General features: G+C 41.7%; 10 protein-coding genes. 6 read left to right on the top strand and 4 right to left on the bottom strand.

Going from position 1 to position 12620, the window contains the following annotated elements:
* The first annotated feature begins 62 nt into the window (after positions 1-62).
* Positions 63-1043: a 6-phosphofructokinase gene (pfkA, locus tag BACCOP_RS10760; RefSeq protein WP_040312041.1), complete on the top strand. Its 981-nt coding sequence runs from the start codon at positions 63-65 to the stop codon at positions 1041-1043.
* Positions 1044-1098: 55 nt separating this feature from the next.
* Here the strand turns inward: pfkA and BACCOP_RS10755 are convergent, their stop codons facing one another.
* The gene (locus tag BACCOP_RS10755) at positions 1099-1752 is read right to left on the bottom strand and encodes an HAD family hydrolase (protein ID WP_007569119.1); all 654 of its coding nucleotides are present in this window, start codon (positions 1750-1752) and stop codon (positions 1099-1101) included.
* 250 nt (positions 1753-2002) lie between these two features.
* Between BACCOP_RS10755 and BACCOP_RS10750 the strand changes: the two genes are divergently transcribed.
* From BACCOP_RS10750 to BACCOP_RS10730, 5 genes are all read left to right on the top strand, one after another.
* Positions 2003-2662 carry a DUF2490 domain-containing protein gene (locus BACCOP_RS10750; RefSeq protein WP_007569117.1) on the top strand — a complete coding sequence of 220 codons (660 nt, stop codon included), beginning with the start codon at positions 2003-2005 and terminating at the stop codon, positions 2660-2662.
* A gap of 117 nt (positions 2663-2779) precedes the next feature.
* Positions 2780-3283, top strand: a complete 504-nt coding sequence (locus tag BACCOP_RS10745; RefSeq protein ID WP_007569113.1) for a nitroreductase family protein — start codon at positions 2780-2782, stop codon at positions 3281-3283.
* A gap of 124 nt (positions 3284-3407) precedes the next feature.
* Entirely contained in the window at positions 3408-3665 is a 258-nt protein-coding gene (locus tag BACCOP_RS10740) for an OadG family protein (RefSeq protein ID WP_007569111.1), read from the top strand.
* A gap of 31 nt (positions 3666-3696) precedes the next feature.
* Positions 3697-5556, top strand: coding sequence for a biotin/lipoyl-containing protein (locus tag BACCOP_RS10735; protein ID WP_007569109.1), 1860 nt, complete (start codon positions 3697-3699; stop codon positions 5554-5556).
* Positions 5556-6791, top strand: coding sequence for a sodium ion-translocating decarboxylase subunit beta (locus tag BACCOP_RS10730; RefSeq protein WP_007569107.1), 1236 nt, complete (start codon positions 5556-5558; stop codon positions 6789-6791). The genes BACCOP_RS10735 and BACCOP_RS10730 overlap by 1 nt, the downstream gene beginning before the upstream one ends.
* Positions 6792-7240: 449 nt before the next feature.
* Here the strand turns inward: BACCOP_RS10730 and BACCOP_RS10725 are convergent, their stop codons facing one another.
* The 3 genes from BACCOP_RS10725 to BACCOP_RS10715 form a co-directional block, all read right to left on the bottom strand.
* Entirely contained in the window at positions 7241-8497 is a 1257-nt protein-coding gene (locus BACCOP_RS10725; RefSeq protein WP_007569105.1) for a phosphoglycerate kinase, read from the bottom strand.
* 301 nt (positions 8498-8798) lie between these two features.
* Entirely contained in the window at positions 8799-10139 is a 1341-nt protein-coding gene (locus BACCOP_RS10720; RefSeq protein ID WP_007569104.1) for an OmpP1/FadL family transporter, read from the bottom strand.
* Between the two features lie 256 nt (positions 10140-10395).
* Positions 10396-12600 carry a sodium-translocating pyrophosphatase gene (locus tag BACCOP_RS10715; protein WP_007569102.1) on the bottom strand — a complete coding sequence of 735 codons (2205 nt, stop codon included), beginning with the start codon at positions 12598-12600 and terminating at the stop codon, positions 10396-10398.
* Between the last annotated feature and the right edge of the window lie 20 nt (positions 12601-12620).

The following is a 12620-nucleotide window of genomic DNA, read 5'->3' as shown; positions in this document are numbered from 1 at the left end:
TCTACTTTTGGGGACTGTTTTTAGAATATTTAGGAATTGGAAAATTCAACAAACGAGTTATTATGAAACAAATTAAGTGTATTGGTATCCTGACATCAGGTGGTGATGCATCAGGAATGAATGCAGCGATTCGTGCTGTGACTCGCAGTGCCATTTGTAACGGTTATACTGTGAAAGGTATTTACAGAGGGTATGAAGGTTTGATCCGTAATGAGATTAAGGAACTTACGACTCAGGATGTCAGCAGCATTATCCAGCGTGGGGGAACAATCTTGAAGACTGCACGTTCGAAAGACTTTATGACTCCCGAAGGCCGTAAGGTGGCATACGATAATATGGTAGCTGCTGGTATTGATGCATTGGTTGTAATCGGCGGAAACGGTTCATTAAGCGGAGCGCAGATATTTGCCAATGAGTTTGATGTTCCTTGCATCGGTTTGCCGGGAACTATTGATAATGATTTGTATGGAACGGACTCTACTATCGGATATGATACAGCCTTGAACACAATTGTAGACTGTGTGGATAAGATTCGTGATACAGCAACTTCACACGATCGTATTTTCTTCGTTGAAGTGATGGGACGTGATGCCGGTTTTCTGGCACAAAACAGTGCGATTGCTTCTGGAGCAGAAGCAGCCATTATTCCTGAAGACCAGACTGACGTAGACCAGCTGGAGAAATTTATCGGTCGTGGCTTCCGTAAGTCGAAGAACAGCAGTATAGTCATCGTGTCGGAAGCTCCGAAAAACGGAGGTGCAATGTACTATGCAGAGCGTGTGAAAAATGAATATCCGCAGTACGATGTACGTGTAACAATCTTAGGGCATTTGCAGCGAGGTGGTTCTCCTAGTGCTTACGACCGTATTTTGGCTAGCCGTCTGGGAGTAGGAGCTATCGAGGCATTGAAAGAAGACCAGCGTAATGTTATGATAGGTATCCGCAATGATAAAATTGTGTATGTTCCTTTCACTGAGGCTATCAAGAAAGACAAACCTTTGGATAAGTCGCTGATTGAAGTGCTAGACGAACTTTCTATTTGATAACAGTTTTTTGTTTTGCCACAGGCTGTATGATTATTGCAGCCTGTGGCATTTTTTATTCTGCCAGATATTGTAGTATATCTTCAGTCCGGTCGGCTATAAAATCAGGATGGTATGCTTCCAGTTCCGTGCGTGGACGGAATCCCCAGCTTACTCCTATGGTGGTTACTTCTGCATTTATTCCGGTCTGCATGTCTACGCATGAATCTCCGAGATAAACGACCTCTTCTTTTTTTACTCCCGTTTTCTCAATAATTTCAAAAATGACACTGGGATCGGGTTTGGCTGGTACTCCTTCTCTCTGTCCGAATACTTGTGCGAATGTTATTTGCGGGAAATATTGTTTGATCAGTTTGGAGGTAGCTTCCTGATATTTATTAGAGGCTACTGCCAGCATCATACCTTTGCGTTGCAGTGTATCCAGTACATCGGTTATACCCGGATAGGGTTGGCTAAGGTCTGCATTGTGTATATTATAATAAGGTATAAACAGAGAACGTATTTTCAGAATATTCGCTTCACTGCGTTCATTTTCAGGTAAGGCACGTTCAAAAAGTTTGTTTATTCCGTTTCCTACAAAATAGCGGTAGGCATCTGTTTCGTGTGTAGGAAATCCACATTCCTGCAATGCGTAATTGGTTGCTCCTGCCAGGTCGGCAATTGTATCAATCAATGTTCCGTCAAGATCGAATATTGCTAGTTTTTTCATAATCTGTATGTCTTGTTTTTATGCTTTGCAAAGATACAATAAATGAATGAATAAAGTTCATTTAGATTTTTGGGGAGCGAATGAAAAAACATCATGAAATGTTTGCGAAAACTTGCTGATGTTTTTTTTAAAATTGAGCAATTTTTCAGCTAAACTTGCTGATGTTTTTTTGAGGACTATTCTTCGGATACTAAAAGCTGATTTGTTATCTTTGTATTCTTTCTGGTTAACGCTGATAATTGTTTGTGGCATGAAAAACATAATAAAGCTTCTTATCCGTTTAGTCTGTATGGTGTGTCTTACTTTTATGGCCGTACATACAGCCTGTGCACAGTCGGATGAATTTGCCACATGGACAGGAGTCAAATTAAATTATAAAGTGACGAGCCGCTGGAATCTGTCGGGGGCGGCAGAGTTTCGTTCGAAAAACCATCTGAAGGAAGCCGATCGTGTAAGTCTGAATTTGGGGGCTGGTTACAATATATTGTCTTTCTTAAAGTTGGAAGGACTGTATGAAGTACATTACCGGAATAGAGGTAGTGAAGGGTGGAAGTTCAGACATCGTTATCTTGCCGGAGCGCAGGGATATCTGAAATGTCATGATTTTAAATTGTCTTTACGGGAATTTTTTCAGCAGACCTTTTTCGAAGGGGATGTAGAAAGTAGGCTCCGCTCGCGGATAAAGATCGATTACGCACCTGTATCCTGGAAAGTACAACTCTATTTTTCTGTAGAACTTTACCAGCCGATAGGAGAGGACGTATTTTTCAGCATAGCGCGTATGCGTTATCGTCCGGGAGTAAATGTAAAACTGTCAAGTCAGTGCTCATGTAATGTTTTCTATTGCCGTCAGTATGAACCGAAACGGTCTGCCAATATCGTAGGAATCGAATTTTCTGTCAGCATTTAGTATGCATTCGACTTTTCTGTGCGGATATGCCGAATATATAAAAATCCAGACGGATACTTTTTTGTGGAAATAACTTTCGTTATTTTTGTGATATGAAATCTTTAACTGTTTGATAAAATGAATTTTCTGGAACTTGTAAAAGCACGTTATTCAGTAAGGAATTATGAGGAACGTCCGATAGAACAAAACAAGCTGGACTATATAATGGAGTGTGTGCGTCTTGCACCGTCGGCTGTAAATTTCCAGCCTTGGAAATTTGCTGTGATAACCGAGAAAAAACTGCTGGAAGCCTTGAAATCTGCCTATCCCCGTGAATGGATAAAGACAGCTCCTTGTATCATTGTGGCCTGTGGCGATCATAATGTAGCATGGCATCGTAAGTTGGACAACAAAGATCATACCGATGTGGATGTTTCTATTGCAGTAGAACATTTGTGTCTGGCTGCAGCCGAACAAGGATTGGGAACATGCTGGGTATGCAATTTTGATGTACCTCTCTGTAAGGAGATATTGGGATTGCCTGCAAACATAGAGCCGGTAGCCCTTGTTCCGGTAGGATATCCTGCCTCGCAGGAGGTTCCGGAGAAGAACCGCAAGCCTTTACAGGATATTTTATTCTGATAAATTTACATTATTTAATAGCGGATATTTACGAAATGTAATCTGAATCCGTAATTTTGGGACACTCTTTAGAAACTGGTTTTCTGGAGAGTGTTTTTTGTACAATTAATAACTTATTTATATTATGGAGAACATCGGAGTCGGATTATTGTTAATGGTGGTCGGAATGTGCACCGTTTTCTTGATTCTTCTGATTGTTATCTGGATAAGTCAGTTCCTTATTTCTGTGGTGAATAAGATAGCCCCTGAAGAAGAGCCGAAGAAGAAGCCTGTTACAAGTGGGCCTTCTACAGATGCCGGGGCAATGGATGCTATTAAGGCCGCTGTGGAAATTCTGACTGCCGGTAAGGGTCAGGTGATAAAGATTGAAAAATTGAAATGAATCTGTTAAAGAAAAACACATTACTTTTACAATGGAAAAAGAAGTAAAATTTAGTCTGGTCTTTCGTGATATGTGGCAGAGCGCAGGAAAATATGTGCCTCGCGTAGACCAGTTGGTTAAGGTGGTCCCAGCCATTATCGAAATGGGGTGTTTTGCTCGTGTTGAAACAAATGGGGGAGGTTTTGAACAAGTTAATTTGCTTTTTGGAGAAAACCCGAATAAAGCTGTGCGTGAATGGACAAAACCGTTTCACGAAGCAGGTATTCAGACACATATGTTAGACCGTGCCTTGAATGGCTTGCGCATGAGTCCGGTTCCTGCCGACGTACGCAAATTGTTTTATAAGGTAAAAAAAGCTCAGGGAACAGATATTACACGTACCTTCTGTGGACTGAATGATGTTCGCAATATTATCCCTTCAATCGGTTATGCTCACGATGCTGGAATGATTTCTCAGTGCTGTCTGTGTATCACATATTCACCGGTGCATACCGTAGAATATTATCTGGATATGGCAAAGAAACTGATTGAAGCCGGATGTGATGAAATCTGTATCAAGGATATGGCAGGTATCGGACGTCCGGTTTTCTTAGGTAAGATCGTTGCCGGCATCAAGCAGATAAAGAAAGATATTACTATCCAGTATCACTCTCATGCCGGACCTGGTTTTAATATGGCTTCTATCCTCGAGGTATGTAAGGCCGGATGTGACTATGTAGATGTTGGTATGGAACCTCTTTCATGGGGTACAGGACATGCCGATGTAATCAGTGTGCAGGCAATGTTGAAAGATGCCGGCTTTAAGGTTCCTGAAATCAATATGCAGGCCTACATGAAAGTACGTTCGCTGATTCAGGAATTTATGGATGATTTTCTGGGCTTGTATATCAGTCCGCGTAACCGTCTGATGAACTCATTACTGATCGGTCCGGGACTTCCAGGTGGTATGATGGGTAGCTTGATGGCCGATTTGGAAACCAATCTGGAGTCTATCAATAAATATAAGGCAAAACGTAATTTGCCGTTTATGACTCAGGATGAACTGCTTATTAAGCTGTTTGATGAAGTGGCATATGTATGGCCGCGTGTAGGTTATCCTTGTTTGGTTACTCCGTTTAGCCAGTATGTAAAGAATCTGGCTATGATGAATGTTATCCAGATGGAAAAAGGTAAGGAACGCTGGGGTATGATTGCCGATGATATCTGGGATATGATTTTGGGTAAGGCAGGACAGTTGCCCGGTAAGCTGGCTCCGGAAATTGTGGAAAAGGCTGAACGTGAAGGACGTAAATTCTTTACAGGTAATCCTCAGGATAATTATCCTGACCAGCTGGATAAATATCGTCAGATGATGTGGGAAAAGAAATGGGAAACCGGTCAGGACAATGAAGAACTCTTCGAATATGCTATGCATCCGGCTCAGTATGAGGCCTACAAGAGTGGAAAGGCTAAAGCTGATTTCTTGGAAGATGTGAAGAAACGCCGTGAAGCGAAGGAAGAAGTACACATGGCCAACGATCAGACTAAGATATTGACTGTTGATGTCAACGGCCAGCCATACCGTGTGACAGTAGCCTTTGGTGATGTTAATCCTGCAGCTTTGCATGGTGCTCAGGCTGCTGCTCCTGCAGAACAGCCTGCGGCAGTTCCTGCTGGCGAAGGTAAAGAAGTGCTTTCACCGCTTGAAGGTAAGTTCTTCCTGACCAAGAATGCTCAGGAAACTCCGCTGAAGGTAGGAGATAAGGTGAACCAGGGTGACGTAATATGCTACGTGGAAGCTATGAAGACTTACAATGCGATACGTGCCGAGTTTAGCGGAACCGTAACTGCCATTTGTGCTAATTCGGGTGATTCCGTATCAGAAGATGATGTATTAATGAAGATATTATAATGGAAGATATATTTGCAAGATTATATGATATGACTGCGTTCAGCAATATTGTTGCTGATCCGCGGTTTCTCATCATGTATGCCATTGCTTTTATTCTCCTTTATCTGGGTATCAAAAAGCAGTATGAACCTTTGCTGCTTGTGCCGATAGCTTTCGGGGTATTGCTAGCCAATTTCCCGGGTGGCGATATGGGAGTTATACAGGCTGATGAGAATGGCATGGTGATGGTGAATGGTGTGATGAAGAACGTCTGGGAAATGCCTCTGCATGAAATTGCTCATGAGCTGGGCTTGATGAACTTCATTTATTATATGTTGATCAAGACAGGATTCCTTCCTCCTATCATCTTTATGGGAGTAGGTGCATTGACCGATTTTGGACCGATGCTTCGTAATCTTCGTCTTTCTATTTTTGGAGCGGCTGCTCAGTTGGGTATCTTTGCTGTACTGCTGGTAGCTATCCTGATGGGATTTACTCCTAAGGAAGCTGCTTCACTGGGTATTATTGGTGGTGCAGATGGTCCGACAGCTATCTTTACAACAATCAAGCTGGCTCCTCATTTGTTAGGTCCTATTGCTATTGCGGCTTATTCGTACATGGCTTTGGTTCCGGTTATCATTCCGCTGGTTGTTCGTATCTGGTGTACTAAGAAGGAACTTTCTATCAATATGAAAGAACAGGAGAAGAAATATCCTTCGAAGACAGAAATCAAGAACCTGCGTGTGCTGAAGATATTGTTCCCTATCGTAGTTACAACCATTGTAGCTTTGTTTGTTCCGAGTGCAGTACCTTTGATCGGTATGTTGATGTTCGGTAACCTGGTAAAGGAAATCGGTAGCAATACTTCACGCTTGTTTGATGCGGCTTCCAATAGTATTATGAATGCAGCAACTATCTTCCTGGGTATTTCAGTAGGAGCAACTATGACAACAGATGCTTTCCTGAATTGGACTACTATCGGCATTGTAATTGGTGGTTTCCTTGCCTTTGCATTGTCTATTTCAGGTGGTATTTTGTTTGTGAAGGTTTTCAATCTCTTCACTAAGAAGAAGATTAATCCGCTGATTGGAGCTACTGGACTGAGTGCTGTGCCTATGGCAAGCCGTGTAGCCAATGAAATTGCTTTGAAATACGACCCGAAGAATCATGTGCTTCAGTATTGTATGGCAAGTAATATTTCAGGTGTTATCGGTTCGGCTGTTGCTGCCGGTGTGCTGATTTCTTTCTTGGGATAAGACTCTTGTATTATAATAAAAAACTCCTTTTATACACTGCTCTGGGCGGGTGTAAAAGGAGTTTTTTTATTAGGGGTATATCTTTTATTTTATTTTGTTCTATTGCTGTCCGGTAGAACTTTTACGATTGTTGGCATTTGCTTGAATATAGTCGTTTGAACATTGTTTTAATAAACGGGAACTGCCAGTGTAAACATATCTTGGTCTGATACATAATAATTTATAGAGTGATGTTTATACAGAAAAACAGCTCTTTCAAAGTTGTATGATGACCAGCTCTTTTTCAAACGGCCTATGAAGGCTGATGAAGATTTCTTATCGGGCAGCAATAATAACTGTAATGTCAAAATGAAAAACGTGTTGCTCGATGTATGAAAAAAGAAAGAGGACAATCCTCGGAAGAGAATTGTCCTCTCATATAACTCTTAGGTATAGAGTGTTAGTCTAAATTATTTGTCGCCACGGATAGCTGCGATACCCGGAAGGATTTTACCTTCGATAGCTTCCAACAAAGCACCACCACCAGTAGAGATGTAAGAAACCTGATCAGCCATACCAAACTTGTTGATACAAGCTACAGAGTCACCACCACCGATCAATGAGAATGCACCTTCTTTTGTAGCTTCAGCAATAGCTTCTGCAATTACTTTAGAACCACCTGCGAAGTTGTCCATTTCGAATACACCGGCAGGACCATTCCACAAAATAGTCTTTGCACCCTTGATAGCTGCTTTGAATTCTTCACGAGTCTTAGGACCTGCATCCAATCCCATCCATCCGTCAGGAATGTTCTTGTCGTCGCAAACCTGAGTGTGTGCGTCGTTTGCAAATGCATCAGCAGCTACACAGTCGCAACCCAAAACCAAGTTAACACCTTTAGCTTTAGCTTTAGCCATGATGTCAAGAGCTAAGTCAAGTTTGTCATCTTCAACCAATGAGTTACCGATCTTACCACCCTGAGCTTTTGCAAAAGTAAATGCCATACCACCGCAAAGGATCAAGTTATCTACTTTGTCCATCAAGTTTTCGATGATACCGATCTTAGTAGAAACTTTAGAACCACCCATGATAGCAGTAAACGGACGTTTGATATCTTTCAAAACGTTGTCTACAGCCTGAACTTCTTTTTCCATCAGGTAACCCAACATCTTGTGATCAGCATCGAAGTAGTCAGCGATAACTGCAGTAGAAGCGTGTTTACGGTGAGCTGTACCGAATGCATCCATTACATAGCAGTCTGCGTAAGATGCCAAAGTTTTAGCAAATTCTTTCTGAGAAGCTTTCATAGCTTTCTTTGCATCTTCGTAAGCAGGATCTTCTTTTTCGATACCTACAGGTTTTCCTTCTTCTTCAGGATAGAAACGCAAGTTTTCGAGCAACAGAACTTCACCTGGTTTCAAAGCAGCAGCAGCTTCCTGAGCTTTAGCGCAATCTGGAGCAAACTGAACTGGAGTACCCAAAGCAGCAGCAACAGCGTCTACAATCTGGCTCAGAGAATATTTAGCGTTTACTTTGCCTTTTGGTTTACCCATGTGTGACATAATAATGAGAGCACCACCATCAGCCAATACTTTTTTCAAAGTAGGCAGAGCACCACGGATACGAGTATCGTCAGTAATTTTACCTTCTTCGTTCAAAGGTACGTTGAAGTCAACGCGAACGATTGCCTTTTTTCCGGCAAAGTTGAATTTGTCAATAGTCATCATAATCTCAATATTTTTTGTTTAAAGTTGTTTGTAATCTCTTTAAGATGCAGCGCAAAGTTAAGAAAAAAAAATTACGAAGTTCAATCTCTTTCAGCTAAATTCATTGGGGGGTGTTATTTTCTATTAAAAAAATGAACTGCACCTTCAAAGTTATATGTAAAACTTTTAGGGAGCAGTATTCGTTTTCTTTATGGTAAAAAACAAAAAGCCTGTCATTAATTTTATCGACAAACAGATGATAAAATCAATGACAGGCGAAGAGGAGAGAATATTTAGTTTCCCCGAAAATATATCTTACTTTTTAGAAATGATAATTCAGACTCAGACCGAATATTTTATTCGTACGGCTATATACATCTGTACCTTTTACTCCGGTATTATTATAACTTTCTGTAGTCTTTGTATAATCATCATAGTTAGTCCAGAAATATGCAACATCAATACTCCATGATTCATTGAAGTTGACTCTTGCTCCGAATCCTAGTGAGTATGAACTACAGTAGAAACTTGTATCTGTTTGGAAATCATTGCTTAATCCATAGTTCGTTTTCTGGAAACCTCCACTGATAGTTAATTCCTTGATGATATCCCATTCTATTCCGGCAAGGTATTCGTGTGTTCCGTGCTTCAATGTCTTCTGACGGTCATTCAACATACCGGCATGTTTGTCATCAAAGAAGTGGTATTCTACCGAAGCACGCAGGTTGTGCAAAATTTCGTATCCGGCAGCTACACTCAGAAATGCAGGAATATCGCTGGGAGTCTGTTCTCCATCAGCATAAGGTTTAAGAACTTCTTCCGGTACCCCTGGAGCATCTAAAGTATTAGTCTTGTTTTCGATATTTAAGTTTGTTTTGATTTCATATTTGGCAGCCAAGTTCCATTTTCCAAGTTTTACGTCGGCACCGATTATCGGAGTAACTCCCCAACCTGTCTGCTCGCAGTCGAGTGCCAGATTCATTAATTGCGTTCCTCCGAAATCTTGTTTTAACTGTGCTTTCAGATATCCTTCATAGCCGCTTTTTACATAGTTCATACGTCCTCCGGCGTATACACTCAGCCAGTCGTTGATTCTATAGCTTAATCCTAGCTGTACACCATAAATATATTGTTTACCATCCATTGCGGTATTGATATCATACATATTAGGAGTAACAGGTTTTCCTATTAAACCAGCCAGTTGTTCGTTTTTATAAATTCCCCCAATTGCCAGAGAGTTAAACATTGGCAGACCGTTGTCGAAGGAAGCTTTTCCTCCTCCTCCTGTTATAGCAAAACTTGCAGAAACAGCCCAGTTCCCATCTTTATATACACCATGGAAAGAAGGGATGAACGGTGCTGATGCTGTACCTTTATAATTTTGTGTTGTTTCTTTGCCATCTAATGTCCATAATCCTGTAGTGGCAGCAATTTCACGAGTTTGATATGCACTTTGTCCGGTTAGTGAGAGGTGAAAACCATCTTTTTGTAAAAAGGCTAGTCCGGCTGGGTTGCTATATACACCGTCTACATCAATAGAGGCACCACGCGCTGCCATACGTAAAAAGGCGGCATGTTGATTTGTATTAGTTAAATAATCTCCTGCGAAAGTTGAGTTTGAAACAATTAGTGTCGCTGCGCAGATAAGTAAAAATTTCTTCATTAAAATATATTTTTGATAAATTAAAGCCGCAAAGGTAGCTTTATTTTATCTGCTTCACAAACTTTTGGTGATTTTATTTGTAAAAGAAATAGTTTTAAAAGAAACTAATATGTGTGGTGCGTTGAGAAGTAATGAAAGAAAAGCACATCGATTCTATAAAAATAATCCTTCACTACCTTTTATTACTGACAGTAAAGAAAATAAAGATAGTGAAGGATATTGGGGATAAAAATTATCAATGTGAGTATTATTCTTTTTAGAATAAGCTCCAGGATACAGTCAGTCCTGCCATGACAATAGCTACCATGCTCATCAATTTAATAAGAATATTCAAGCTGGGGCCTGACGTGTCTTTGAATGGATCGCCTACTGTATCTCCTACTACTGCTGCACGATGTACTTCGCTGCCTTTACCTCCGAAGTTACCTTCTTCTACATACTTCTTGGCATTATCCCATGCACCGCCGGCGTTTGCCATAAAAATAGCCAGAACAAATCCAGAAGACAATCCTCCGATAAGCAGTCCGATTACTCCAGGGACCCCGAATAATAATCCAGTGACAATAGGAGCTATTATAGCCAGAAGTGATGGAAAGACCATTTCGCGCTGGGCTCCTTGGGTAGAGATTTGTACACAGCGTGCGTAATCCGGCTCTGCCTTGCCTTCCAGTATACCCTTGATTTCACGGAATTGCCGGCGAACTTCTTCTACCATGCTGGCAGCAGCACGTCCTACGGCATTCATAGTCAGACCACAAAACAGAAAGGCCATCATGCTTCCGATGAACATACCCGATAGAACCTTTGGGTTCATCAGTGTTACGTCGTAATACATCATGAAATCTGTGAAACTAGCCTCGCGGATCGTTATGCTGATACCACCTGGTAGTTCGAGAAGTGTTGTTCCGATACGTTCCAAACCGATACGTATTTCTTCAATATAGGAAGCCAGCAAAGCAAGCCCTGTCAGTGCAGCCGAACCGATGGCGAATCCTTTTCCAGTAGCAGCTGTTGTATTTCCCAAAGAGTCGAGTGCATCGGTACGGTGACGTACTTCTTCGCCCAATCCGCTCATTTCGGCATTTCCTCCTGCATTGTCAGCTATCGGACCATAAGCGTCGGTTGCTAAGGTGATGCCTAATGTCGAGAGCATTCCTACAGCGGCTATACCTATACCGTATAGTCCCATACCGATATTGGTGAAATCGAAGCCCGATGCCAGCCAGTAAGAAAGGATGATTCCAGCTACAACTGCAATGACAGGTATTGTTGTAGAGATCATTCCCAGCCCGATTCCGGAGATAATAACAGTAGCAGGCCCCGTTTTTCCACTTTCCGAAAGCTTTTGAGTCGGTCTGTACGATTGGGATGTATAATATTCGGTAGACTGTCCGATAATGATTCCTACCAATAGTCCTACTACTACAGCAAAGGCAATATTAACCCAATTGGTTATGTTTAGCATCCAAAGAATAAGGAATGTACCTATTACGATGAGAACAGAACTGAGGTTTGTTCCGGTAGAGAGCGCTTTGAGCAATTCTTTCATGCCAGCGTTTTCCTTTGTACGTACACCGAATATGCCAATAATGGAAAGGATAATTCCTACTGCTGCTATCAACATCGGAGCAATAACAGCCTTAAATTGCATTTCTGTATTGCCTGTTCCGATGAAGGCTGCTGCTCCTAGTGCGGCTGTTGCAAGTATTGATCCGCAATACGATTCATACAAGTCGGCTCCCATGCCAGCTACATCACCGACATTGTCACCTACATTGTCGGCTATTGTTGCCGGATTGCGTGGGTCGTCTTCGGGAATTCCGGCTTCCACTTTACCAACCAAATCAGCTCCTACATCGGCAGCTTTCGTATAAATACCTCCTCCAACTCTGGCGAATAGGGCTTGTGTAGAAGCTCCCATTCCGAATGTAAGCATTGTAGTGGTGATGACACATAATTTAGCAGTCGGATTCATGGCATCTGCCGGAATACATTTGTCCAGAAGAATATACCAGAAGGAAATGTCGAACAACCCTAGTCCGACTACTACGAGTCCCATTACTGCTCCGCTTCGGAAAGCAATTCGTAGCCCGCCGTTCAATGAATTGCGTGCAGCATTGGCAGTACGTGCCGAAGCATAGGTCGCAGTTTTCATTCCCAGATAGCCCGACAGTCCCGAGAAGAATCCTCCTGTAAGGAAAGCAATCGGAACCCAGTGATTTTGCAGATTGAATCCGTATGCCATGATGGCAAACAAAATAACGAGTCCGATAAAAACAAGCGTAACAACTTTGTATTGTTGTTTTAAGTACGACATGGCTCCTTTGCGAACATGGGCAGCTATTTTCTGCATTTCAGGACTGCCTTCGCTTTCCCGCATCATTTGCTTGTAGAAATATCCGGCAAAAGCTAATGCCAGAATTGATGCAATGGGAACCAACCAAAAAAGATATGTTTCCATAAGATTTGATTTTAAAGTTG

It is taken from the genome of Phocaeicola coprocola DSM 17136 (assembly GCF_000154845.1).
Lineage (GTDB): Bacteria > Bacteroidota > Bacteroidia > Bacteroidales > Bacteroidaceae > Phocaeicola > Phocaeicola coprocola.
The sequence above is the reverse complement of the archived record's forward strand: the minus strand, read 5'-3'. Positions and strand labels throughout refer to the sequence as shown.